Origin of the sequence: Methylobacillus draconifructus (assembly GCF_045984385.1) — a bacterium.
Taxonomy (GTDB): Bacteria; Pseudomonadota; Gammaproteobacteria; order Burkholderiales; family Methylophilaceae; genus Methylobacillus; species Methylobacillus flagellatus_A.
The window spans coordinates 338077-363442 of the sequence record NZ_JBJQIJ010000004.1 but is presented as its reverse complement, the minus strand read 5'-3'; the positions used below and the strand labels follow the sequence as shown (position 1 = coordinate 363442).

At 60.1% G+C, this 25366-nt stretch carries 23 protein-coding genes; 4 read left to right on the top strand and 19 right to left on the bottom strand.

Going from position 1 to position 25366, the window contains the following annotated elements; genetic code table 11:
* The first annotated feature begins 2 nt into the window (after positions 1 to 2).
* The 3 genes from greB to efp are packed head-to-tail and all read left to right on the top strand — an operon-like array spanning position 3 to position 2225.
* A complete protein-coding gene (greB, locus tag ACKF11_RS10810) occupies positions 3 to 503 on the top strand; it encodes a transcription elongation factor GreB (protein ID WP_309565585.1) in 501 nt (166 codons plus the stop codon).
* The gene (gene earP, locus ACKF11_RS10805; RefSeq protein ID WP_407997057.1) at positions 481 to 1608 is read left to right on the top strand and encodes an elongation factor P maturation arginine rhamnosyltransferase EarP; all 1128 of its coding nucleotides are present in this window, start codon (positions 481 to 483) and stop codon (positions 1606 to 1608) included. The genes greB and earP overlap by 23 nt, the downstream gene beginning before the upstream one ends.
* A 59-nt stretch (positions 1609 to 1667) precedes the next feature.
* Entirely contained in the window at positions 1668 to 2225 is a 558-nt protein-coding gene (gene efp, locus ACKF11_RS10800; protein ID WP_089374702.1) for an elongation factor P, read from the top strand.
* Positions 2226 to 2283: 58 nt separating this feature from the next.
* Here the strand turns inward: efp and ACKF11_RS10795 are convergent, their stop codons facing one another.
* From ACKF11_RS10795 to ACKF11_RS10780, 4 genes are all read right to left on the bottom strand, one after another.
* Complete coding sequence (locus ACKF11_RS10795) at positions 2284 to 2922, bottom strand: hypothetical protein (protein ID WP_407997056.1); 639 nt, start codon at positions 2920 to 2922, stop codon at positions 2284 to 2286.
* Positions 2923 to 2930: 8 nt separating this feature from the next.
* Positions 2931 to 4247, bottom strand: a complete 1317-nt coding sequence (locus ACKF11_RS10790; RefSeq protein WP_407997055.1) for an ammonium transporter — start codon at positions 4245 to 4247, stop codon at positions 2931 to 2933.
* A 111-nt stretch (positions 4248 to 4358) separates the two neighbouring features.
* Positions 4359 to 5303, bottom strand: coding sequence for a TIGR03915 family putative DNA repair protein (locus ACKF11_RS10785; RefSeq protein ID WP_407997054.1), 945 nt, complete (start codon positions 5301 to 5303; stop codon positions 4359 to 4361).
* 12 nt (positions 5304 to 5315) lie between these two features.
* On the bottom strand, positions 5316 to 6551 hold the full coding sequence (locus ACKF11_RS10780) for a putative DNA modification/repair radical SAM protein (RefSeq protein ID WP_407997053.1): 1236 nt from the start codon (positions 6549 to 6551) through the stop codon (positions 5316 to 5318).
* A 150-nt stretch (positions 6552 to 6701) separates the two neighbouring features.
* Here ACKF11_RS10780 and ACKF11_RS10775 point away from each other — a divergent pair, with 150 nt between their 5' ends.
* Positions 6702 to 9335, top strand: a complete 2634-nt coding sequence (locus ACKF11_RS10775; RefSeq protein WP_407997052.1) for a chemotaxis protein CheW — start codon at positions 6702 to 6704, stop codon at positions 9333 to 9335.
* A gap of 125 nt (positions 9336 to 9460) precedes the next feature.
* On the opposite strand, the gene ACKF11_RS10770 is transcribed toward ACKF11_RS10775, so the two are convergent.
* The 15 genes from ACKF11_RS10770 to urtA all read right to left on the bottom strand — a co-directional run bounded on the left by ACKF11_RS10770 (position 9461) and on the right by urtA (position 25286).
* Positions 9461 to 10396: a response regulator gene (locus ACKF11_RS10770; protein ID WP_407997051.1), complete on the bottom strand. Its 936-nt coding sequence runs from the start codon at positions 10394 to 10396 to the stop codon at positions 9461 to 9463.
* The gene (locus ACKF11_RS10765) at positions 10383 to 13826 is read right to left on the bottom strand and encodes a hybrid sensor histidine kinase/response regulator (protein ID WP_407997175.1); all 3444 of its coding nucleotides are present in this window, start codon (positions 13824 to 13826) and stop codon (positions 10383 to 10385) included. Before ACKF11_RS10765 ends, ACKF11_RS10770 begins: the two co-directional genes overlap by 14 nt.
* A gap of 125 nt (positions 13827 to 13951) precedes the next feature.
* The gene (locus tag ACKF11_RS10760) at positions 13952 to 14518 is read right to left on the bottom strand and encodes a HupE/UreJ family protein (RefSeq protein WP_407997050.1); all 567 of its coding nucleotides are present in this window, start codon (positions 14516 to 14518) and stop codon (positions 13952 to 13954) included.
* A gap of 24 nt (positions 14519 to 14542) precedes the next feature.
* Positions 14543 to 15154, bottom strand: coding sequence for an urease accessory protein UreG (gene ureG / locus ACKF11_RS10755; protein WP_309565594.1), 612 nt, complete (start codon positions 15152 to 15154; stop codon positions 14543 to 14545).
* A 326-nt stretch (positions 15155 to 15480) separates the two neighbouring features.
* On the bottom strand, positions 15481 to 16164 hold the full coding sequence (locus ACKF11_RS10750) for an urease accessory protein UreF (RefSeq protein WP_407997049.1): 684 nt from the start codon (positions 16162 to 16164) through the stop codon (positions 15481 to 15483).
* A complete protein-coding gene (gene ureE, locus ACKF11_RS10745; protein ID WP_407997048.1) occupies positions 16157 to 16648 on the bottom strand; it encodes an urease accessory protein UreE in 492 nt (163 codons plus the stop codon). The genes ACKF11_RS10750 and ureE overlap by 8 nt, the downstream gene beginning before the upstream one ends.
* Before the next feature lie 148 nt (positions 16649 to 16796).
* The gene (gene ureC, locus ACKF11_RS10740) at positions 16797 to 18500 is read right to left on the bottom strand and encodes an urease subunit alpha (protein ID WP_407997047.1); all 1704 of its coding nucleotides are present in this window, start codon (positions 18498 to 18500) and stop codon (positions 16797 to 16799) included.
* Positions 18497 to 18805, bottom strand: a complete 309-nt coding sequence (locus tag ACKF11_RS10735) for an urease subunit beta (RefSeq protein ID WP_407993704.1) — start codon at positions 18803 to 18805, stop codon at positions 18497 to 18499. The genes ureC and ACKF11_RS10735 overlap by 4 nt, the downstream gene beginning before the upstream one ends.
* Before the next feature lie 156 nt (positions 18806 to 18961).
* The gene (gene ureA, locus ACKF11_RS10730; protein WP_309565599.1) at positions 18962 to 19264 is read right to left on the bottom strand and encodes an urease subunit gamma; all 303 of its coding nucleotides are present in this window, start codon (positions 19262 to 19264) and stop codon (positions 18962 to 18964) included.
* A 36-nt stretch (positions 19265 to 19300) separates the two neighbouring features.
* The gene (locus ACKF11_RS10725; RefSeq protein ID WP_407997046.1) at positions 19301 to 20158 is read right to left on the bottom strand and encodes an urease accessory protein UreD; all 858 of its coding nucleotides are present in this window, start codon (positions 20156 to 20158) and stop codon (positions 19301 to 19303) included.
* Between the two features lie 183 nt (positions 20159 to 20341).
* Positions 20342 to 21031 carry an urea ABC transporter ATP-binding subunit UrtE gene (gene urtE, locus ACKF11_RS10720; RefSeq protein ID WP_407997045.1) on the bottom strand — a complete coding sequence of 230 codons (690 nt, stop codon included), beginning with the start codon at positions 21029 to 21031 and terminating at the stop codon, positions 20342 to 20344.
* Between the two features lie 67 nt (positions 21032 to 21098).
* Entirely contained in the window at positions 21099 to 21842 is a 744-nt protein-coding gene (gene urtD / locus ACKF11_RS10715; RefSeq protein ID WP_407997044.1) for an urea ABC transporter ATP-binding protein UrtD, read from the bottom strand.
* Positions 21839 to 23008, bottom strand: coding sequence for an urea ABC transporter permease subunit UrtC (gene urtC / locus ACKF11_RS10710; RefSeq protein WP_407993708.1), 1170 nt, complete (start codon positions 23006 to 23008; stop codon positions 21839 to 21841). Before urtC ends, urtD begins: the two co-directional genes overlap by 4 nt.
* A gap of 10 nt (positions 23009 to 23018) precedes the next feature.
* A complete protein-coding gene (gene urtB, locus ACKF11_RS10705) occupies positions 23019 to 23936 on the bottom strand; it encodes an urea ABC transporter permease subunit UrtB (RefSeq protein WP_309565604.1) in 918 nt (305 codons plus the stop codon).
* Positions 23937 to 24041: 105 nt separating this feature from the next.
* Positions 24042 to 25286, bottom strand: a complete 1245-nt coding sequence (gene urtA / locus ACKF11_RS10700) for an urea ABC transporter substrate-binding protein (RefSeq protein WP_309565605.1) — start codon at positions 25284 to 25286, stop codon at positions 24042 to 24044.
* Between the last annotated feature and the right edge of the window lie 80 nt (positions 25287 to 25366).

Below are 25366 nucleotides of genomic sequence, written 5' to 3'. Positions count from 1 at the left end.
CTATGGCAGACAAGAAAAACTACATCACGCCGGAAGGCTACGCGCGGCTCAAGGACGAGTTCGAGCAACTCTACAAAATCGAGCGCCCCAAGGTCGTCAGCGATGTCGCCTGGGCGGCAGGCAACGGCGACCGCAGCGAGAACGGCGATTACATCTACGGCAAGAAGCGCCTGCGCCAGATCGACTCCCGCCTGCGCTTCCTCATGAAGCGCATGGACATTGCCGTGGTCGTGGACCCGGCGCAGCAGCAGGACCTGGAGAAAATCTATTTCGGCGCCTGGGTCGAGCTCTACTCCATCGACAAGGACAGCGAGCATCATTACCGTATCGTCGGCCAGGACGAACTCGAGCCGGGCAAGGGCTATATCAGCTGGATATCGCCGCTCGCCCGCGCGTTGCTCGGCAAGCAGCCCGGAGACGTGATCCGCGTGGAGACGCCGGCCGGGGAAGAAAGCTTCGAGGTCGTCGACGTGAGCTACCATGCGCCAGACAAGGCTGACTGAAGCCATGCGCTGGGACATCTTTTGCAGCATCGTCGACAACTACGGCGACATCGGCGTCTGCTGGCGTCTGGCCAGGCAATTGGCGCACGAGCATGGGATAAAAGTCAGGCTGTGGATAGACCGGCCCCAAACCGCCGCCAAGCTGGTCCAGGGATTGGACCCGGCACTGGCGTCGCAGGAAACCTCTGGGGTGGAAATCCGCCACTGGACTGCGCCATTCCCGCAAGTGGATGTTGCCGATGTCGTGATCGAGGCATTCGGCTGCGCGTTGCCGGAACCCTACCTGCGCGCCATGCAGGATGCCCGGCCGGTGTGGGTCAATCTGGAATACCTGAGCGCGGAACAATGGGTGGACGACTTTCACGCCCGGCCTTCCCCGCACCCGCAGCTTGGCTTGACCAAGCACTTCTTCTTTCCAGGGTTCAGCCCGGCTTCCGGCGGATTGCTGCGCGAAGGCCGCTTGCTGGAAGCCCGCGCGCGCTTCCAGCAAAGCCCGGCCTTGCAGGCGGCCTTCTGGCAGAGCCTGGGCATCATGCCGCAGCATGCCTATACCGTCAGCCTGTTCTGCTATCCGCATGCGCCGGTGGACTCGTTGCTGGATGCCATGGCGGAAGCGGATAAACCGGTCCTCTGCATTATTCCCCACGGCCCTGTCGCCGACCAGGCCATGCGCTGGCTGGAAGAGAGGGAGAATCAAGGCGGGCTCAGGATCGCCACCGTCCCATTTCTCCCGCAGGACCGCTATGACCAGTTGCTCTGGGCTTGCGACCTCAACTTCGTGCGCGGCGAGGACAGCTGGGTCAGGGCACTATGGGCAGGCAAGCCCATGATCTGGCAGCCCTATCTGCAAGCGGAGGATGCCCACCTCGCCAAGCTGGAGGCCTTCCTGCAACGCTATTGTCAAGATAGTCCGTCAGACTTGACCGTACACATCATGGCGGCCCATCGCGCTTGGAACCGGTATGGCTTCACTTCCTCAGCCTGGCAAGCGCTGCTCACCGCCCTGCCTGGCTGGCAGCGGCAGGCGCAGAACTATGCCCAGGCATGTGCAAAACAAACCGGCTTGGCCGCTAAGCTGGTGATTTACTGTAAGAAATTTTTCTAATTTTCGGGTATAATGCGCGACTTTTTACACTTCACCAATTTTAAGTCCCAGGACATCACATGAAAACAGCTCAGGAACTTCGCGTAGGCAACGTATTTATGGTAGGCAACGATCCCATGGTCGTGCTGAAGGCCGAATACAGCAAATCGGGCCGCAACTCCTCCGTGGTCAAGATGAAATTCAAGAACCTGCTCACCGAGTCCCCGAGCGAAGCGGTCTACAAGGCTGATGACAAGTTCGACGTGGTGGTGCTGGAAAAGAAGGAAGTGACCTACTCCTATTTCGCCGACCCCATGTACGTGTTCATGGACGCGGAATACAACCAGTACGAAGTTGAAGCTGAAACCATGGAAGACGCGCTCAAGTTCCTGGAAGACGGCATGGAGTGCGAAGTGGTGTTCTACAACGGCAAGCCCATCTCCGTCGAGCTGCCAAACTCCGTCGTACGCGAAATCACCTACACCGAACCGGCCGTCAAGGGCGACACTTCCGGCAAGGTAATGAAGCCGGCTAAGATCAACACAGGCTTCGAGTTGCCAGTGCCATTGTTCTGTGACATCGGCGACAAGATCGAAATCGACACCCGCACGCTGGAATACAAGAACCGCGTGAAGTAAGACCGATTGGCTATATTGAAAAGGGAGCATTAGCTCCCTTTTTTATTGGCCTCTTCATCTACAACAAATCATGCACCCGAAAACTCAGGTGATGCCCTTGTATCTCGGCCTGGCGGATCGCCTGCGCCAATAGCTGGTCAGCCTTGACCGGCCCCAGGGCTTCGCACATCGCGACATAAGCCTGGTTGATGAACGACCGCAGCAAGTCGAGGCTGTAGCTGTGGGTCAGCGTGGCATTATGGCCCGCCAGCCACTCCTGCAATACCTGCTGGCGCACGCCTTCAAACTTTTGCTTGTCGAGCTGCTGCAACAGGCGGTTGCGAACCGCACCCTGCAATGCAGGCTCAATAAGCAATAGCATGGCTTGGAGCAGGACGGCGAACATACTGGTTTTATCATCTGCGCTCAAGCTTGTCGTGCGTTGCGCCGTTTCCGCATCGCCCTCCCGGGCGCCCGGGTCCGACAGCAATTGTCTCTCCGGCAACTCCATGGCGCCGATCACGGCACGCAGCATCTGGCCGCGTTGCGCCTTGAGCGCCGGCCGTGTGCAGCATTTCGCGATGAACCCGCTCAGGGCAAATACTGGCTGCCCGGCATACTCTCGCTCCCATAACGCCACCGCAGGCAGCAACTCCTCATCGCTGAGGAATGGCCTGAGCCCGGTAAGGATTGCGCGGCGGCGTAACACGATATCCATAGATCGACTCAGAGCCGGTTGAGTTGCTGAACATGTTCGCGCTGGTAGGCGGCATCGCGGTTGAACTCGGGATAGCCCACCTCGCCATGCTCCGTGATGTCCAGCCCGCGCTGTTCGTGCATGGTACTGACGCGTAAGCCGATCGTGCGCGCCAGCAACCCGTACATCAGCAACGCGCTGAGGAAGACCCAGACAAAAGCCACGGCCACCCCGATCAGCTGCACGATGACCTGGTTGAGGTCGAACATATTGCCCTTGAGGAACAAGCCGGCCGCAATCGTGCCCCATACGCCGCTGAAGCCATGCACGGCCACCGCGCCCACCACGTCATCCAGCCTTAATTTTTCCAGCGCCCATACCCCGAACATCGTGACGATCCCGCCCATGAAACCGGTCAGTACCGCATATGGCACATCCATACTGGCGCAACCTGCCGTAATCGCCACCAGACCGCCCAGGCTGCCGTTGACCACGAAGGCCATCAGCACCGGCTGGCGCATGGCCAGCGCAGTCAGCAATGCGCCCACCGCGCCTGCGGCGCCGGCCATATGCGTATTCAAGAGAATCGGGCCGATCTCGCTGCCTGCCGCCAGCGTGCTGCCGCCGTTGAAGCCGAACCAGCCGAACCAGAGCAGGAAGCCGCCCATCGCCACCAGGCTGAGGTTATGCCCCGGGATCATGTGCACCTCGCCCTTGCTGCCGAAACGCCCCAGCCTGGGGCCAAGCACCATGATGCCCGCCAACGCGCACCATGCCCCGACCGAATGCACCACTGTGGAGCCGGCAAAATCGATGAAGCCCATCTGCTTGAGCCAGCCATGCTCATTCCAAGCCCAGCTGCCGAACACCGGGTAGATCAAGGCCATGATGCCGCAAGCCCCCAGCAGGTAGGCGACGAAACTCGTGCGCTCGGCCATGGCGCCGCTCACGATGGTCGCTGCCGTCGCCGCGAACATCAACTGGAAAAACAGCATGCTGGCGCTCCAGTCGCCGCCGTAGGCCAAGGCAAAATGGTCCGTGCCGATCCAGCCGCTGGGATTGCCGCCGAACATCAGGCCGTACCCCACCAGCCAGAACAACAGCGCTCCGACAGCCAAGTCCATATAGTTCTTCATCATCACATTCACGGCGTTCTTGGCGCGCGCCATGCCGCTCTCCAGCATGGCGAACCCGGCCTGCATCATGAACACCAGCGCGCCGGAAATCGCCACCCAGACGCTATCCATGGCCTGCGCCTGGGATGCGCCATCGCCTGCGGATACTGCTGGGAGACCAAGAAAGTAAAGGCAGAAAAAAGCGGATAGCGGGAACAGGAATATTTGCATGGCGGCTTCTTATGGTTGTTCGCGGTTTGCGGGTTACCCGAGCAAAAGCACGAAAAATGCCAGCCACGACATTTGCTGCTTTACCGGCTCTCTATCGCATGCTGAATGCCGTTATTCGTTTCCGCTAGCGATATCCGGACGCCGCGGCTTTCGCCGATAGCCGACGACCTTGCGCCTGGGCGGCTCGGGCGCCCTTTCCAGCATCGCCTGCGTGCGCGTTCCAGCGCCTGCGATCAATGACGCGATCAGCTCCGCCTCGGGCAGGTTGTGCCAATATTTTTTCGGCATTTCCTTTTGCATGGCCTTGAGCTTGAGGCGCGCGGGATTGAAGATATGCCGGTAGTAGCTCAACCACAGCGCTTCGCCGGCATCCTCCGCGGGCAGCGCCTCTTGCTTGCCTCCGGGCAGGAAATGCAGCGTGCCGCCGTCCCAGCGCATGCCCATGCGCGGGCTCATGATGGTCCAGTCCATCGCGGCAAAACGCCCGATGAAGAAAGGCGCGATCGCGGCCATGATGTGGTGCTCCGGCTCGAACCAGGCCAGATAGCGCGGCCGGCCCTCCACCATGGCCTCGCGGAAACGGACGAACGCCGTCATTTTGTGCATATCGCGCCGCACCGCCTTGACCATGGAATTCAGGCGGGCAATATCGGCATCCCCTGCCAGCCTCATCAGGCCGCGCTCCCGTTGCAAGCGCCATAGCACCCGGTAAAGCAAGCCAAAGCGCTCCGGCGCCCGGTGCAGGATCACCGGGCGCACCAGCTCGACGAATGGGCGCGGCACCATCAGGCGCGCGCTGGCGGCAGGCTGCCCTTCTGAAATGGCTGGCGGCGCCATATCTGCGCTTTTTGCCGGGGCGGCAATGAGCGGTTGAGCACCAGCCAAGTTCGCTGCCTCATCCGCCATCGCCAGAAAATCTTCCTGAACCGCCTCGTCTGCGGCCGGCCTCACGTACCAGTCCACCTGCTGCGGCGCAACGCCTTGGGCAACCAGCCGCCGCGCTGCGGCGCGCCAGCCTTCGATATCGGTTTCATCCTTGAGATAAACATTGTGCATATGGTGTTTGCTCTACATGAACAATCCCAGTTGCTGCGGGGCTGTACGCGTGTCCTTGAGCCGCGCCGACAGGCTGGCGGCGTCCAGCGTCGCGCCGGGATGATGGTCCGGCAACTGGATAAACGGCAGCATGCGGTTGATCGGGGCATGCATGCGCACCAGGTCATCCAGCCGCACTGCGCGCACGCGGCGGGCTGCCAGGATGCGCTGCACGTTGCGCACCCCCAGGCCCGGCACGCGCAGCAACGTAGACTTGGGCGCACGGTTGAGGTCCACGGGAAACATGGCGCGGTTCTGCAGCGCCCATGCCGTCTTGGGGTCCATGTCCAGCGCCAGCATGCCTTGTTCGCCGGTAATGATTTCATGCGACTCGAACCCGTAGAAGCGCATCAGCCAGTCCGCCTGGTACAGCCTGTGTTCCCGCACCAGCGGCGGCGATTGCAACGGCAATACCGGGCTCGCATCTGGGATGGGACTGAACGCGGAATAATAGACGCGCCGCAAGCGGTAGCGCCCATACAGGTCGGCGCTGGTGCTCAGTATCGTCCTGTCGTCCGTGGCGTCCGCCCCGACGATCATTTGCGTGCTTTGTCCGCCCGGGGAGAATTTCGGCGGGCGCTTGCCGCTGGCGGTCTTGTCCTTGCCCGCGTCAATGCGTTCGCGCAGCCGCGCCATCGAAATGCGGATGGCCGCGCCGTCCTTTTCCGGAGCCAGCGCGGACAGGCTTGCTGCCGTCGGCAACTCGATATTGATGCTCAGCCTGTCCGCATAGCGTCCCGCGCGCGCCAGCAATTCCGGATCGGCATCCGGGATGGTTTTCAGGTGGATATACCCGCGGAAGCCATGCTCCTCGCGCAGAGTGCGCGCCACCTCGACCACCTGCTCCATGGTGTAGTCCGGGCTTTGGATAATGCCCGAGCTCAGGAACAGGCCCTCAATGTAGTTGCGGCGGTAAAACGCCAGCGTCAGCTGCACTACCTCGTCTATGCTGAATCGCGCCCGCGGCACATTGCTGCTTACCCGATTGACGCAATAGACGCAGTCGTACAGGCAAAAATTGGTGAGCAATATTTTCAGCAGGGAAATGCAGCGGCCGTCCGGCGCGTAGCTGTGGCAAATCCCCGTTCCCGTGGTCGAGCCTATGCCCTTGCCGTCCCGCGAGTCGCGCCGCTCGGTGCCGCTGGAGGCGCACGAGGCGTCGTATTTGGCAGCGTCGGCCAGTATTTCGAGTTTCTGTTTCACTTGCATCGGCATATTGTACGTTCGTACAATACATTTGCCTACTCCCTGGCTAAGCGCACTTTCAGCTTCGGGAGAAATCAAGGGCCAATCCGGGCCGTCACAACGGGCATGATAATTGCTGCTCTGGAGGCAGGCATCCCGACAAGAAAGCAAAGCATGACCACCGCAAACCACAATATCCCTGCCATGACGCAAAGCATGAGCAGCCTCAACCGCTATCGCGAATCGTTGCAGCAATTGCAGAGCACATGGGACAACCTATCCCTGCTCAGCCAGCTTTCCGGCACGGGCACCGACATGAGCGAGACGCGCCAGGCCTTCGGCAAGGTCACGACCGACGTGCTGGACAGCCTGGCCAGGGAAACCCTGAACAAGACCATCACAGCGATCACGGCGAAGGCCCAGGTGGCGGTGGATATCGTGGTGCGCAACCTGTTCGAGCGCACGGCGGATATCGGCTTTCTTTCCACCGACGACAATCTCAGCAACTTCCTCGACAAGCACCTTGCGGGCAGCGCCGACGAGGATGACTACATGCTGCTGCGCGAACGCTTCAGCGAGTACGTCCAGAAGTACTCGGTGTACTTCAACGTGATCCTGCTTGATGCAGGAGGCAACATTTTGGTGCAACTGGATGAGGACAACCCGGCCAGGCAATCGCACGACCCCTTGATCAAGGAAGCCCTGCATTCCGACGAACCCTATATCGAGGTATTCCGTCACAGCGACTTATCGCCCGGGCAGGATACCAGCCTGATCTATGCCCGCAGGGTATGCCACGACGACAGCGACGACGCGCTGGGCGTGCTCTGCCTTTGCTTCAAGTTTGAAAATGAAATGGATGGCATCTTCAAGGACCTGATCCGCAAGAACGAATGGTGCGTGGGCTTACTGCTGGACGAGAATGACCGGGTCGTCGCCAGCAGCGACCACTACCAGATCCCGCTGGGCGCGCCGTTGGAGCATGCCCAGGGCCAGGACTGGATACTCACGCGCTTCGCCGGCAGGCTCTATCTTGCCGTCACGCGTGAAACCAAAGGCTACCAGGGCTACATGGGCCCGGGCTGGCGCGGCCATGTGATGATCCCGCTCGAGCACGCCTTCGAAGACAATGTCGCCAACATCATTGCCGGCATCGACGGCAAGCTGCTGAAGAAAGTCATGCGCAGCCCGCTGTTGTTCTCGGCGACATTGCTGGGCATTCCCAAACAGGCCGCCACCATCCAGAGCAAGCTCAACCAATCGGTATGGAACGGCAATATCTGGCAAAAGCGCGACGCCAGCCACAACGCGCAGCAGAACAATTTCTCCAAGATGCTGTTGTGGGAAATCAGCAATACCGGCTTCAAGACGCAAAACGTGGTGGAAAAGACGGTGGCCGACCTCTACCAGACCGTGGTGGCCGTGATGCTGGAAAACTCCCGTTTCTTTGCATCGCTGGCAGTGGACATCATGGACCGCAACCTGTACGAGCGCGCCAACGACTGCCGCTGGTGGGCATTGACCGCGACGTTCCAGCGCCTGCTATCCCAGCCGGAACTCAGCATGCAGGAGAAAAATGCGATCACCAAGGTGCTGGTCTACATCAACAAGGCCTACACGGTGTACTCCAACCTGGTCGTCTTCGACCGCCACGGCTGTATCGTGGCGGCCTCCAACCCGGCCTATCAGCGGCTGGTCGGCGAAACAATCACCGCCGACTGGGTCAAGGCGGCATTGCAATTGCGCCATTCGCAAGACTACGTCGTGTCGGATTTCGAGCCCAGCCCGCTCTACGGCAATCAGCCCACCTACATCTATGCCGCCGCCATCCGCCACCAGGAGCAGACCGTGGGCGGCATCGGCATCGTGTTCGACAGCACGCCGCAGTTTTCCGCCATGCTCGCGGACGCCCTGCCTCGCGGCGCGGACAACGATGTCGTCAAAGGCAGCTTCACGCTCTACGTTGATGAAAAATTGCGCGTGATCTCATCCACCTCGCGCGATTTTGCCGTCGGCAGCCACTTCGCCGTGCATCCGGAGCTGTGCAAGCTGACGCCGGGAAGCACCGGCTTCGACATCGCGCTCTACAACGGCAACTACTACGCCGTGGGCGCGCGCGCATCGGCCGGGTACCGCGAATACAAGGGTGCCGACGACAGCTACAAGAACCACGTGACCGCGCTGATCTTCATTCCGCTGGGCAAGGCTGCGGACATCAACGCCATGATCGATTCGGAAAACCTGCTGCAGCAGAACCAGTTCAAACCGGCAGGCAACCAGGCCGCCGCCGCGGATGCCGAGGAATACGCCACCTTCTACATCGGCAAGCACTGGCTCGGCCTGCCCGCCTCGCAAATTGTCGAAGCGGTACAGGCCAACAACATCAAGCCGTTGCCCGACACCTCATCTGTGCTGGAAGGCATGCTCAAGCATGAGGACAACGTCGTGCCGGTGCTCAACCTCGCCCGTCTGACCGGCATAGACTTCCAGCCGCCCGAGCAGGACAAGCAGATCGTCATTGTCCAGGCCGTCCCCAAGCTGCCCAAGTTCGGCCTGCTGGTGAGCGCACTCGGAGAAATCCCCGCCATCGCCCCCAACGCGATCGAGCCGCTGTCGGCCTTTTTCGCGACCATCAACATCCCGGCCGAAGGCATTGCCAAGGTGATGACGGAAAAAGGCGAGAACCTGCTGATCCTGCTATCGGCCGTCAACCTGATCACGCGAATCAGCGAAGCGGCGCAGCAGGTGAATTCGCATGCCGCCGCATCCAATGCGGAGACAGGGGATATGCTGGAACAGGCGGCCTAAGCGCTGCCACAAAATCCTGCTGGCGTTGTTGCCCTGCCTGGCCGTACTGCTTGTACTGCCTGCGGCAGGGCGCCTAGCCAGCATCGCTTCGCTGAATTTTGTTAGCCGCTCTCCAAGTCTGGCCGTCAGCCCGCCTTGAGGTTGCGCATCTTGCTGGTGGCGAGCGCGGCGGCTGCGGTGCGGGTTTCCACGCCGAGCTTGGCGAAGACGTGTTCCATGTGCTTGTTGACGGTACGCGGGCTGGTGCCGAGGATGTCGCCGATGTCGCGGTTGGTCTTGCCCTTGATCGCCCAGTAGAGCACCTCGGATTCGCGCTGGGTCAGGCCGAAGGTCTGCATCAGGGCCTCGATCTGGGCGGCGTCGGATTCTTCCCTGAGAATGATGACCCATTGCTCCTCGGCATTGAGGTCGGCCGGGGAGAAGATCAGGCGACCGCTGCCTTGGACCACGGTCAGCGGATTGGCTTCCGCGCCGCTGGTTTTCAGGCTGGCCAGCCATTTGAGCAATGCCTGCGGCGTGTGCGTTTCGGTATCGGCTTCGCTGGCGCTGAAATACCGTTGCATCCAGTCCCGCGCCAGGGGCGTCTGCCAGACGATGCGGCCGCTCGCGGGCAATACGGCGATGGCCGCCTGTCCGAAGGCATCGAGGGCGCCGCGCGCCTGATGCATCTGGCGCGACGCCTGCAAGTGGGTGCTGATGCGCGCCAGGACTTCGGCGGTGCGGATGGGCTTGGTGACGTAATCGGTGCCGCCGGCGGCGAAGCCTGCCACCACGTGCTCGGACTCGGTGAGCCCAGTCATGAAGATCACCGGAATATGGCGGGTGTTGAGGTTGGCCTTGAGTCTGGCGCAGACCTCGAAACCATCCAGCCCCGGCATAATCGCATCCAGCAAGATGATGTCGGGGCGCGCCTCTTCCGCGCGCCTGAGCGCGGTCTCGCCGTTGTTGGCCACCAGCACCATGTAGCCGGATTCGTCCAGCGCATCGTGCAGCACGGCCAGGTTATCCGGCACGTCGTCCACGATCAGCACGACCGCGGTGTCTTTTCTAGCCTCCATCATTCACTTCTTCCAACATTTTCTGCATTGCTTCAAGTTCGAACTGCTGCGACAGCTGGCGCATCGCCGCAACAAAAGTCCCATATCGGTCGTCCTGCCCGATCTCGTCGAGCTTGCGGGTGATGCCGCGCACGTAGCCCACCTTGATCAAGGCCATCAATTCGTCCCGCTGCTCCTTGGACGGCGCCTCCACGGCATTAGGTCCGGAAGCGACGGCAATGCCTGCATCGGCAACCGCGTCGCCCATCTCGGTCACCCATTCCAGCTTGAGCTGCTCGCCGATCCAGCGCAACAGTTCCATCACGTTCACCGGCTTGACGATGAAATCCGAGGCCGGGATGCCTGCGGTGTTTTCCAGCCCCTTGTCGAACGCATTGGCCGAGACGATCGCGATCGGCACGTCGGACTGGTGCACCTTGCGTATCATGTAGCTCGCCTCCCAGCCGTCCATGTCCGGCATGGCAAGGTCCATGAGGATCACGTTGGGCTTGAACTCGGTGTAGACCTGCAGGCACTCGCGCCCGCTCGCCGCCTCCGCCACCTCGAAGCCCAGGGGCTGCAGGATATTCTTGAGCAGCTCCCTGTCCACCTGCTCGTTGTCCACCACCAATATGCGCCGGCGCGGGCCTTTGTAGGCCAGCGGCATGGGCATGGAGGCGTTCTCGATCTCTTCAGCCACCCGCACCTGCGATAGGAACAGGCGGATATTGAACTGGCTGCCCTGCCCCGGCGTGCTGCGCACCGTGAGCTGGCCGCCCATGAGCTCGGTCAGCATCTTGCTGATGGTGAGGCCGAGGCCGGTGCCGCCGATATTGCTGTTGGCGGCGGCCGAACCGCGAGCAAACGGCTCGAACACTTTCTCGATCTCCTCCGGCGCAATGCCCGGGCCGGTATCCTCGATGCTGATATTGAGCATTTCGCGCGCATAGCGCAGCTTGAACGAAACGCCGCCCTGGCGCGTGAACTTCACGGCGTTGCCGAGGATGTTGATGAGGATCTGGCTCAGGCGCTTCTGGTCGATGCGCACCACCTTGGGCAAATCACCATGCAGCTCGTAATGGAAACCGATGCCCTTGTTGTGCGCCTGCAGCTCGAACATGCTCACGAGCTGCTGGATGAATTCGGGAAAACGCACCAGGCGCAGATCGAACGTAAGCTTGCCGCTCTCGATGCGCGCGATGTCCAGCGTGCCCTCGATCAGGGACAGCAAATGCTCGCCGCTGCGGCGGATCACGCGGATCGACTGGTGGCGGCTTTCCGGGATGCTGGGGTCGTTGTCCAGTAGCTGCGCATAGCCGAGGATGCTGTTGAGCGGCGTGCGCAACTCGTGGCTGATGCCGGTGATGTAGCGGCTCTTGGCCTGGTTGGCCTGCTCCGCGACCTGGCGCGCGCGCTGCAGTTCGGCGTCGGTCTGCCTGTGCAGGGTAATCTCGCGCTGCAATAAATTGGTCTGGCGGTTGGATTCCTCCTGCGCGACGCGCCTGCTCTCCGAGGTCAGCACGATCCACCAGGCAATGATGCCGCTCGCGAACGCAAGCGCTGCGAAGACCTTGAGGTAGCCCAGCCTGAGCTCGGGCAGCAGGACTTCCTTCTCGCCCGTGAAGGTGAGCGATTCATGGAAATAGATCAGTCCGAACAAGGCGCTGAGGAACGCCAGCGTCACCGCCATCAGCAGCAGGTAATGCCCCAGGCCGCTTTGCATCACCTCGACCCAGCTGTCCGGCAGCACCCGCCGCATCACGCGCTGCCATTGGTACTCGATGCGACCGTGCGGCTTGCAGATATCGTTGCAGCGCGCGTCCAGCGAGCAGCATAGCGAGCAGATCGCGCCCTGGTAGGCCGGGCAATGCGCCATGTCGTCGACCTCGTACTGCTTCTCGCAGATGCTGCAGCGCTGCACGCCGCTCACCGGCTGGTAGCTCACCGGCCGGCGCGCGATGTAGTACCTGCCCTTGGTCAGCCAGGCGATCAACGGGGAAACCACCAACGCGGTGCCGAGCGCGATCAAGGCCGAGAACGCTTCCGCCTCGACGCCGAATATGCCGAAGAACGCGGCCACCGACAGCAGCGAGGCGATCACCATCGCCCCGACGCCGACCGGGTTGATGTCGTAAAGGTAGGCGCGGCGGAACTCGATGCCCTTGGGGCTCAGGCCCAGCGGCTTGTTGATGACGAGGTCGGCCACCACCGCCGTGATCCAGGAAATGGCGATATTGGAATACAGGCCCAGCACCTGCTCCAGCGCCTGGAACACGTCCATCTCCATGAGGATGATCGCGATCATGGCATTGAACACCACCCACACCACGCGGCCCGGGTGGCTGTGCGTGAGGCGCGCGAAGAAATTCGACCACGCGAGGGAGCCCGCATAGGCATTGGTCATGTTGACCTTGATCTGCGAGATCACCACGAAGAACACCGTCACCGCCAGCACGACTTCGGGGTTCGAGAACACCTGGCTGAAGCCGGCCATGTACATCTGGTTGGGATTGACCGCCTGCTCGAAAGACCTGGCGCCTTCCACCGCCAAGTAGGCCAGCAAGGCGCCGCCCAGCATCTTGAGCATGCCGAGCGATATCCAGCCCGGCCCCGCCACCAGCACGCCCAGGTGCCAGCGGAAGCGGTTCTTGTGCGTCTTTTCCGGCATGAAGCGCAAGAAATCCACCTGCTCGCCGATCTGCGGGATCAAGGCCATGCCGACCGCCATCGCCGTGCCGAACATCAGCAGGTTGAAGTCGCTGTCGTAGCCCGACTTGCCCGCGAACTCGCCTAGGCGGCCGAGCACGCCGGGGTCCTTGTAGATGATGAACACATAGGGCAATGCGAGCAGGAATAGCCAGACCGGCTGGGTAATCATCTGGATGCGGCTGACCAGGGTGACGCCGTGGGTCACCAGCGGCACGATCACCAGCGCGCTCACCAGGTAGCCGATGTAGAGCGGCAGGTCGAAATACAGCTCCAGCGCATAGGCCATGATGGCCGCCTCGAGCGCGAACAGGATGAAAGTGAACGAGGCGTAGACGAACGAGGAGATGGTGGAGCCGATGTAGCCGAAGCCCGCGCCGCGCGTGAGCAGGTCCATGTCCAGCCCGAACTTGGCCGCGTAATAGCTGATCGGCAGCCCGGTCATGAAGATCACCAGCCCAATGGCGAGAATCGCCCAGAAAGCGTTGGTGAAGCCGTAATTGACGGCCAACGTGCCGCCGATCGCCTCCAACACCAGGAAGGAAATCGCGCCGAACGCAGTATTGGCGACGCGGAAGATCGACCACTTGCGGAAGGAGCGCGGCGTGAACCTGAGCGCGTAATCCTCCAGCGTTTCGTTGACTACCCAGGTGTTGTAGTCGCGGCGCACCTTGACGATGCGCTGCGTGGGTTCCATCACCTCGCCAACGCCCCCGCTTGCCCCCGCCTGATAGTCAATCGCCGTCATGCAGCCGTGTTGTTCTCCGTTAATGCCTGCCATCAATGCAGCAAGTTTCAAGCCAGTCAGGCACTAGAAAACCATATTCCCTCTATTGTCCGGCTAATCAACCGGGCATACGCCCATGGCGATAATCAGCTTGCCAACAACCATGCGCCTAGCACCATCATGGTGCATCCAAAAATTGAATGCACCAAAACAGGAAGCCGCAAGCGGCGGCTGGACAATACCAGACCGAAGATATGCAGCAGCGTAGTTGCGGCCAACATGCCAAACATCACCGCCAAACCTTGATCCGTGGCCAGCTCGCTGCCATGGGCAATGCCATGGAACAGGGCGAACAAGGCGACCAGCCCGGCTTGCAGCGCCCGTGGTAGGCGCAGGCTGATGACAAGCAATGCGCCCAGCGCCATCACGCTCGCGGCAAGCAGCGTTTCAATAGCGGGCAGGCGGTATCCCGCCATGCCGATAACGGCGCCCAGCGCCATGACGGCAACGAAGGTAGCCGGAAGCTGCCAGCGCGCCGCGCCGCCGATGCGTCCGGCCCATAAGCCGACAGCGAGCATGACCAACAGGTGGTCCAGCCCGGTGAGCGGATGCATGAAGCCGGCCAGCAAGCCTTGGGCTTCGTGCCCAGGGTGCGCGAAAGCCAACGGGGAGAACGCCAACAGGCCCAGTGCTGCGAAACGATGAATTTTCATATGTTTTCCTTATTTTTTGGCTTGCTAGAGCATCAACCCTTGTTTCTCGATAAAGCCGACAATCTCTTCCAGGCCCTGCCTGCTCTTGAGATTGGTAAAGATGAAAGGACGATCGCCGCGCATCTTGCGCGCATCGCGGTCCATCACCTCGAGCGAGGCCCCCACCAGCGGCGCCAGGTCGATCTTGTTGATCACCAGCAAGTCGGATTTGGTGATGCCCGGCCCGCCCTTGCGCGGAATCTTCTCGCCCGCCGCGACGTCGATCACGTAGATCGTCAGGTCGGAAAGCTCCGGACTGAACGTGGCCGCCAGGTTGTCGCCGCCGCTTTCGACAAACACGATATCCAACGGGTTGAAACGCTCGCTCAACTGCGCCACCGCCTCGAGGTTCATCGAAGCATCCTCGCGGATCGCCGTGTGCGGGCAGCCGCCCGTCTCCACCCCGATGATGCGCTCCGGCGCCAACGCCTCGTTGCGCGTGAGGAATTCGGCATCCTCCCGCGTATAAATGTCGTTGGTCACCACCGCGATGTTGTACACATCGCGCAAGCGCTGGCACAAGGCCAACGTCAGCGCCGTCTTGCCCGACCCGACCGGCCCGCCGATGCCAACGCGTAAAGGTTCCTTAATCTGCATTACTTGATCCAATATTTAAAATCACTCAAAAACAAAAAAGCTCGACACGGTAACTATCTATAAGCAAAAGGCTCGCCATCCGCCCAATCTTCCCCGTCTGGCTGCGCCGAGTAGCGCAAGTGACGGATGGACCAGGGCTTGCGTCTGTCTGAGCGCAGCGAGTTCAGCCAGTCCCCATTAAAAGCGAGCAACGCAGGTTGCCCGGAACAACGTTCCGGGTCGCAGACAATCGTGGTCGCCTTTCCTTTGGTTACTTTCCTTTGGCGAAGCAAAGGAAAGTGACTCGCCCGTCAGGGACGACAACCATCCTTTCGCCATCAAACTGCCTACGACCTAAACAACCTGCTGTACTGCGTCTCATGCCTACATCCCGCAATAGTCAACGCAGGACAAAAATTACTGATCTCGTGATCCTGCATCTGCATCGCAGCCTCCACCAACAGAGGAATTTTCTCCGCCACTCCCAACAATATCTTCTGCCCCGCCACCTGCCCCAACGGCACCGCCTTCATCGCCGCGCTGGCCTGGTTTTCCAGCCAGGACCAGGCATACGCCTGCAAGGCATCCTGCTCGTCGATGCCCCAAACCTGGCTAATGCCCGCGTACAAAACAGGAAAAGAGGCTGTGGGCAGAGCCTCCAGCATCGCCATCCAGCCATTGGGCAAATCATCAAATTCCAACAATAGTCGCTTAAGCGAATACCCCATCTGCCTGCTCTCAGCCAAGGCCTCGGCATTGTCGCGCCCGGCCAGGTAAAACGCGTTCCATTCGTTCAATGCCTCAGCGTCGCCACGCTGCCATGCACGGTAAAACCGGCTCAGCAGCGGCAGTTCGAAACCGCCCTGATACACCTGCAATACGTCGCCTATCCAGGCCTGGGCGCTTGCCAGGTCATGCACTTCGCCCGACTCGATGCCCCATTCCAGCCCCTGCGAATAGCTATACGCGCCCACTGGCAGCATCGGGCTTGCCAGTTGCAGCAGGCGCACCAATGACCTAGATTTATTCATACGTCCTCAAGCGTGCCGGCGGGCGAATCGAAGGCGCATCGTCGTCATGATGATGGCGATGCCCGCCGCCATACGCGCCGGCCTCCGGCTCGAACGGCGCCATCTGCCCTTCCACCTGCACGCCCAGCCCGAGCAGCATCTCCTGCAACACATGGTCCTGCTCCAGACGCAGCCAGCCATCACCGACCTCAAGCGGCACATGGCGGTTGCCCAGGTGGTAGGCCGCCCGCGCCAATTCGCGCGGCGTCGCAGCCGTCACCCGCAATACCGGCTCATCCGCCGCGACCACCTGCACCACACGCCCGTCCTCGGCCCGCAGCAAATCGCCGCCACGCAAGACCGTGCCACGCTCCAGCAGCAACGCCGCCTCAGTGCCCGAAGCCAGCTCCACACGCAAGCGGCTTTTCTGCCTGCGGTCGAACGGCAGCACTAGCTGGTCGTCAACCCGGCTGGCACTCTCTATTTTCTTGCTGATTCCTAACATTCAAATTCCAGCATCATGTCTTTAAACTCTTAAAATAAGGACTACAAGCGCTCAACAAAGCGATTCTGACTAGGCGCTTTGTCGCAGACAGTACAGTTAGTACGGCAAGGCAAAGCAACAACGTCGGGGTCGCTTTATTGAGTGCGCGTCAAAACAGGAAGTAGCGTTGGGCCAGGGGCAGCACCTCCGCCGGCTCACAGCTCAGCACCATGCCATCGGCACGCACTTCATACGTTTCAGGGTCCACGTCAATCTCGGGCATCCAACCGTTGTGCACCATATCCGACTTTCTGACGCCACGCGTGCCCTTGACCGCCACCAACGGTTTCTTCAGGTTCAATGCCGCAACTTCCGGGTTGCTCAACGCCGCCTGCGAAACAAAAGTCACCGAGGTCTGCAACGCACCGCCATAGGAACCGAACATTGGACGGTAATGCACGGGCTGCGGCGTCGGGATAGAGGCATTGGCGTCGCCCATCACGGCAGCCGCGATCATGCCGCCCTTGAGGATAGTCGAAGGCTTGACGCCGAAGAAGGCCGGTCGCCACAGCACGAGGTCGGCCAGCTTGCCGACTTCGACCGAACCGACGACATGGGCGATGCCGTGCGTCAATGCAGGGTTGATCGTGTATTTGGCAATGTATCGCTTGATGCGGAAATTGTCGTTGCGCGCGCTGTCTTCAGGCAAGGGGCCGCGCTGCACCTTCATCTTGTGCGCGGTCTGCCAGGTGCGGATCACCACCTCGCCCACGCGGCCCATGGCCTGCGAGTCGGAAGACATCATGGCGAACGCGCCAAGATCGTGCAGGATATCCTCCGCCGCAATCGTCTCGCGGCGGATGCGGCTTTCGGCGAACGCCACGTCCTCGGCAATTGCCGGGTCGAGGTGGTGGCAGACCATGAGCATATCGAGATGCTCGTCTATGGTGTTGATAGTGAAAGGCCGGGTCGGGTTGGTCGACGATGGCAACACATTGGGATGCCCCGCCGCGCGGATGATGTCCGGCGCATGGCCGCCGCCCGCACCCTCGGTATGGAAGGTATGGATGGTGCGGCCCTTGAACGCATCCAGCGTGGTCTCGACGAAACCGGATTCGTTGAGGGTATCTGAATGGATTGCCACCTGCACATCCATTTCCTCGGCAATGCTCAGGCAATTGTCGATCGCGGCTGGCGTGGTGCCCCAGTCCTCATGCAGCTTGAGCCCGACCACGCCCGCCTCGACCTGCTCGCGCAACGGCTGCGGCAGGCTGGCGTTGCCCTTACCGAGAAAACCCAGGTTCATCGGGAAGGCATCCGCCGATTGCAGCATGCGGTGGATATGCCAGGGGCCGGGGGTACAGGTAGTGGCAAACGTGCCGGTCGCCGGGCCGGTGCCGCCGCCTATCATGGTGGTGACGCCGGACATCAGCGCCTCCTCGATCTGTTGCGGGCAGATGAAATGGATATGGGTGTCGATGCCGCCTGCGGTGACGATCATGCCCTCGCCCGCGATCACCTCTGTGCCCGCGCCGATGGCAATCTCCACGCCGGGCTGGATGTCGGGATTGCCCGCCTTGCCGATGGCGGAAATATAGCCGCCCTTGATGCCGATATCGGCCTTGACGATGCCCCAATGGTCGACGATCAACGCATTGGTAATCACCGTATCCGCCACCTCGCTCGCCACGCCCTGGCCTTGCCCCATGCCGTCGCGGATCACCTTGCCGCCGCCGAACTTCACCTCCTCGCCGTAGATGGTGTAATCCTTTTCCACCTCCAGCCACAGCTCAGTGTCAGCTAGGCGCACGCGATCGCCCACCGTCGGGCCGAACATTTCGGCATAGGCACGTTTGTCGATTTTCACACTCATTTCAGCGCTCCCATCACCTTGCCGGCAAACCCATACACTTTGCGATCTCCGGCCAAGGCAACCAATTGTACCGTGCGGCTTTGCCCCGGCTCGAAACGTACCGCCGTGCCTGCGGCAATATCGAGGCGGAAGCCATAGGCCAGTTGCCGCTCAAACGACAAGGCTTCATTGGTCTCGTAAAAATGGTAATGCGAACCCACCTGGATAGGCCGGTCGCCCGTATTCGCCACCTCCAACGTCACCGTCTCGCGCCCGTCGTTGAGCAGGATTTCGCCTGCGTCTATTTTCATTTCACCTGGGATCATGTGTATTGCTCCAGTCGCGCTCATTTACTTTTTTCAATTTCACACTGTCCTGAGTGCTTCACAATCCATTGCTAGCAAGGCGCGCCGACGCAGACAGTACGGATGAGTACGGCAAGAAGGCGCAACGCCGCTAGCGATGGATTGTGAAACACGACCTCAAGGAATCGGTTGGTGGACGGTGACTAGCTTGGTCCCATCCGGAAACGTCGCCTCCACCTGTATCTCCGGAATCATCTCCGGCACGCCCTCCATCACATCCTCGCGCGTCAGCAGCGTCGCGCCGTACCCCATCAATTCAGCCACCGTCTTGCCGTCGCGCGCGCCTTCCATGATGGCGGCGCTGATGAATGCAATCGACTCGGGATAGTTGAGCTTGAGGCCACGCGCCTTGCGCCGCTCCGCCAGCAAGGCTGCGGTAAAGATCAGCAGCTTGTCTTTTTCTCTTGGGCTTAATTCCATAGACAGTTCTTCTTCATCGATTCAATGTGATGCCAGTCAGGTATTCCATATCCGGGGCCTGACGGCAGGGTGCGCAGCATACCATGGCCTGAGCACTTGCCAGAGCCGCTCGAAGTATTCCCGCGCAGCTTCCGAGGAACGGCCAATATAACGCGCCGAAAATATCTCCGGCAAGGCAGTCACGCCGTAATGCGCATCGCCACGGGCTTCGATCGCCCGGCAGGCTTCGACAATATCCACAGGCACCGCGCCTGCGGCCACCACCAGGCTGCCATTGACCGGCATGCCTTTCAAGCCGATACCGGAACGCATCACCAGGCTTTGCGGCTGGGCAAACAATCGCTCGTTCCAGATCAAGCGCCCTTCACGCCGCACTTGCATCACCTGACGCAGCTCACCTTCGTCCCATTGCTCGCTCCGCGCCTGGCGGCCAAAGCACATGATGTCCCAGCCACAGAATACGGCACCCTCGGCAAGGTCGATTTCGCTACTGAAGCGCACATCGCTGCCGTCGAACAGGATGTTTTCCTGCGGCAGCCATTCCAGGCAGCTATTGGCCGCCAACTGGAACCGTATTTCCTGGCTCGCGCTCAATTGGTTGGCCTTGTACCATTTGCCGGCACCCGGCGTAGTCAACAAGGCTTTAGCTAATGCTCCCAAGGTTGCGACCAATTGCAATTGGTCGCCGCCCGCGACGCCGCCCGGCGGATGGATGATGATGCCGTGGCAGACCTCGTCTCCTTCCGGGTAGAGCATTTTCTGCACCATCAGCGGCCCTTGGTGGCGTTTGCCTACCAGCGTCGTCCGCCCTGCCCTGGCTGCAAAATCTAGCGCCAGCAATGCCTGCCAGCGCTTATCCGCCCATGCCGCCGTTTTTGTTTGTGAGTCATCCATCGGCAGCATCCTGCCATAAAAACGCCAGCATCATAAATAATTACAATTGCCCTCCTGGCATGTAAGAACAATCAAGAAGGTCAGTGAAACGGTGCTGGCAAGGCGCGCCGACGCAGACAGTACGTATGTATGAGTACGGCAAGGAGGCGCAACGCCGCCAGCAGACCTTGTTGATTGTTCCACTCAGACCGAGAGGTAGCCCTTGATTTTTGCCGCATCCACCTCGCTGCGCTTGTTCTCATGGATGAAGTTGCCCTTGTCGATGACGATGATGCGGTCCGCGATCTCCATGGTGAAGCTCAGCACCTGCTCGGACACGATGATGGTGATCTCGCGCATCTTGCGGATTTCATTCAGCACCTTGGCGATGTCCTTGATGATGGACGGCTGGATGCCCTCGGTCGGCTCGTCCAGCAGCAACACCTTGGGGTTGGTCACCAATGCGCGGGCAATCGCCAATTGCTGCTGCTGGCCGCCGGAAAGGTTGCCCCCTTTGCGGTTGCGCATGTCGTAAAGCACCGGGAACAAGGCATAGATGTCCTCGGGAATCTGGCGGGATTTTGACTTCTCCAGGCCGGTCTCGATGTTTTCCTGCACGGTCATGGTCGGGAAGATCATGCGGCCCTGCGGCACGTAAGCCAGGCCTTTCTGCACGCGCTGGAAGGTTTCGTTGCCGCCGATGTCCACACCGTCCACGCTGGCCTTCTTGCTCTTGCTAGGCAGGATGCCCATCAACGACTTGAACAAGGTGGTCTTGCCCATGCCGTTGCGGCCCATGATGGCGAGGGTTTCGTTCTTGGCGGCGCTGAAGCTGATGCCGTGGATGACTTCGCTTTGTCCGTAGCTGACTGTCAGGTCTTCAATCTCAATCATTTTCTATCCTTTCATTGTCCGGGCTGGCGGCACTGGCCTAGTCAGCCAGTGCCGCATCTTTCATGCATTAATGGCCCAGATAGACCTCAATCACTTTCTCGTTGGCCTGCACCTTGTCCATGGCGCCTTCAGCAAGAATCTTGCCCTGGTGCAGCACGGTCACCTTGTGCGCGATCTTCTTGACGAATTCCATGTCGTGCTCGATCACGATCACGGAGCGGTTCTGGCAGATGCGGTTGAGCAGCTCGGCCGTCTGGTCGCGCTCCTTGGCGCTCATGCCCGCCACAGGCTCATCCAGCATCAACAGCTCCGGCTCCTGCATCAGCAGCATGCCGATTTCCAGCCATTGTTTCTGGCCGTGGCTCAGCAGCGCCGCTTCCATGCCCAGGATGTCTTCCATCATGATTTCCTTGGCAATCTTGTGCACCTGCGCCACGACTTCGTCGCTGCGCTTGAAGAACAGGCTGCCGAACACGCCGCGGCCCTTGGGATAGGAGACTTCCAGGTTCTGGTACACCGTGAGGTTCTCGTAGATCGACGGCGTCTGGAACTTGCGGCCTACCCCGGCGCGCACGATCTCGTGCTCGGAAAGCTTGGTCAGTTCGCGGTTCTTGAACTTGATCGAACCGGCAGTCGATTTTGTCTTGCCGCAGATCAGGTCCAGCACCGTGGTCTTGCCCGCGCCGTTGGGCCCGATCACCACGCGCAACTCGTTCTTGTCGATGTACATATTGAGCTTGTCGACCGCCTTGAAACCGTCGAACGACACGGTCAGGTCCTCGACAGCCAGTACGAAATCGGTATTACTCATGCTTTTACCCCCACTTCCTTGGTTTCAATCGGCGCGGCTGGTACAGCTTCAGCCTTTTTGGCCTTGGGCGTTTCTTCCGATAATTTGCGCAGGAAAGGCACCTTCTTTGCATACTTGTCGTAGATACCGGCAAGGCCGTTCGGGAAGAACATCACCACGGCGATGAACAGGCCGCCCATGAGGAACAGCCACAGTTCCGGATAGGTTTCCGAGAACATGGTCTTGCCGAAGTTGACCAGCAAGGTGCCGTACACTGCGCCGATCAGCGACATGCGCCCGCCTACCGCCGCGAAGATCACCATTTCGATCGAAGGCACGATGCCGATGAAGGATGGCGACATGAAGCCGACCTGCAAGGTGAACATCGCGCCGCCGATCGCCGAGATCAGGGCAGACAGGCAGAAGATGAATATCTTGAAGTTGGACACGTCGTAACCCGAGAAGCGCACGCGCTCTTCCTTGTCGCGCATCGCCAGCAGCAGCATGCCGAACTTGCTGCTGAGGACATAGCGGGAGAGCAGGATGCAGCCGATCAGCAGCGCGGCATTGAGGTAATACAGCACATACTTGGCGTTCTCGGTCCGGATATCCCAGCCCAGCACGGTTTTGAGATCGGTGATTCCGTTCACGCCGCCGGTATAGCCCTGCTGGCCGATGATGAGGATGGACAGGATCAGTGCAATCGCCTGGGTGATGATCGCGAAATACACGCCGCCGACACGGCGCTTGAACATCGCATAACCGATGATGAAGGCGAACAGCGTAGGCACCACCAGGATTGCGATGATAGTCAGCGGCAAGCTCTTGAACGGCTCCCAGAACCACGGCAGGGCCGTGAGCTGATTCCAGTCCATGAAGTCGGGGATGCCGGGCGTGGACTGGATCGCGGTACTGACCGGGTCGGACGCTTCGAGCTTGAGGAACATCGCCATCGCGTAGCCGCCCAGGCCGAAGAAGATGCCCTGACCCAGGCTCAGGATGCCGCCGTTACCCCACAGCAGCACCAGGCTGACCGCGACGAAGGCGTAAGTGAGGTATTTGCCGACCAATCCAAGGCGGAAGGGGTCCAGGCCCAGCGGCAGCACCACCAGGATGAACGCGGCGAGGATGCCGAGGCCGATGGCCCCCTGCTTTCCGCCTAGTATTTTGCTCAATGTTTCATTCATGTTGTTCCCCTTACTTACGTACTTTGGATGCAAACAGGCCTTCCGGACGCATCATGAGGATGCCGACGATCACCATCAGGGTCGCGACCTTGCCCATGGAGCTGGTCATGAAGAACTGCAGGATGGATTGCGCCTGGGCGATGCCGAAGGCGGAAGCGATCGTGCCTAATACGCTGGCCGCGCCGCCGAACACGACGACCATGAAGCTGTCGACGATGTAGAGCGAGCCTGTGGTGGGACCGGTGGAAGCGATCGTGGTGAACGCCGCGCCTGCCACGCCGGCGATACCGCAGCCAAGCGCAAAGGTCACGCGGTCGACCTTCTTGGTATTGATGCCGACGGCACCCGCCATCACGCGGTTCTGCACCGTGGCGCGCACGCGCAGGCCCCAGCGGGAACGGAACATGAAGATAAAGACGCCTACGGTGACCACCAATGCCAGACCGAGCACGAACACCCCGTTGATCGGGATATCGATGTCAGGCGTCGGCTGGAAGGAGCCCATGAGCCATTCTGGCAGCACGGCGCTAACCTCCTTGGCGCCAAAAGTGGAACGGAAAATCTGCTGCATCACTAGGCTCAAGCCCCAGGTGGCAAGCAAGGTATCGAGAGGCCGCTTGTACAAGTGCCGTATCAGGGCGAACTCTACGATATAACCGATGATGAACGCCACAATGAACGCGGCGATGATCGCAAACAGGAAGTAGTAATTGACGATTCCGTAAGTCTCGGCCACCCGGGAAAGAAACACGGTGGTATAGGCGCCTATCGCCATGAATTCGCCATGGGCCATATTGATCACGCCCATTTGCCCGAAGATGATCGCCAGGCCAAGTGCCATCAGGAGAAGAACGCTGAACAGGCTTAACCCCGAGAAAGCCTGCATGACAACGATATTGCCTATCTCTGCCATTGAATAATCAAACATAATCGGCCTCCAGCCTTTTACTTACAGATTTAAATTCCGGTACTGCACGCCGTAACAACCCCATAAGGGGCTGTCACGGGTTCTTGCATTGTCAGCGCTAGCTGATTATTGATAACCTTTTGGGAACGGATCAGGCTTGATCAGCTCGGACTCGTAAACCACGTCCGCCTGGCCGTCAGCACGCCACTTGCCTACACGCAGCTTACTTTCCAAGTGATGGTTAGGATCAACCTTGACGTAGCCTTCTGGTGCTTCCTTGAACTCGTAGCCAGGCAATGCTGCAGCTGCCTTGTCCACATCGAAGCTGCCAGCACGCTCAACCGCAGCCTTCCACAGCCATGGGCCGAGGTAGGCAGCCTGCGTCACGTCGCCGATCACAGCCTTGGGACCCCACATCTTCTTGAACTCGGCAACGAACTTCTCGTTGTTCGGGTTCTTCAAGGTCTGGAAGTACTTCATCGCGGAGTAGAAGCCTTCGAGGTTCTCGCCGCCGATGCCCAGGACTTCGTCCTCGGTCACGGAGATGGTCAGCATGTTCTGCTTCTTGGAGTTGAGGCCAGCGGCGTTCAACTGCTTGAACCATGCCACGTTACTGCCGCCGACAACCGCTGCGTAGATCACGTCAGGCTTCTTCAGTTTGATCTTGTTGATGACCGAACCGAACTGAGTGTCGCCCAGCGCGATGTACTCTTCACCCACCACCTTGCCGCCGAGCTTGTTCTCGATGTGCTTGCGGGCGATCTTCATGGAAGTACGCGGCCAGATGTAGTCGGAACCGATCAGGTAAAAAGTTTTGGCCTTCTTTTCCTTGGCGATCCAGTCCAGGCCAGCGAGGATTTGCTGCGTGGCTTCCTGGCCGGTGTAGAACACGTTCTTGGACTGCTCCAGGCCTTCGTAGAAAGTCGGGTAGAACAGCAAACCATTGTCTTTCTCGAACACCGGCAACACCGCCTTGCGGGAAGCGGAAGTCCAGCAGCCGAACACTGCGGCTACCTTGTCTTTTTCCAGCAGCTTCTTGGACTTTTCGGCGAAAGTCGGCCAATCGCTAGCGCCGTCTTCCTGGATCACCTCGATCTTGCGGCCCAATACACCGCCCATGGCGTTGATCTGGGCGATCGCCAGCTTCTCAGCCTGGATGGAACCGGTTTCGCTGATCGCCATGGTGCCGGTGGACGAATGCAGGATGCCGACCTTGACTGTAGTGTCGGTCACCGCCAGTTTGGTGGTGTTGACCTTGGCTGTCGGGAAGTCGGCTGCATAAGCGCTGCCGGAAATAATGCCTGCTGCGAGCATTGCCCCCATCAGGGCGCCTGTCTTGGTGATGAACTGGCGTCGATTTGTCTTACTCATCAGAATTCTCCTGAAAAAACTAAAAAAGTGGGGTGTTCAATTAACTTAACTACCGAGGATATTCAGCATTGTGTGAGAGC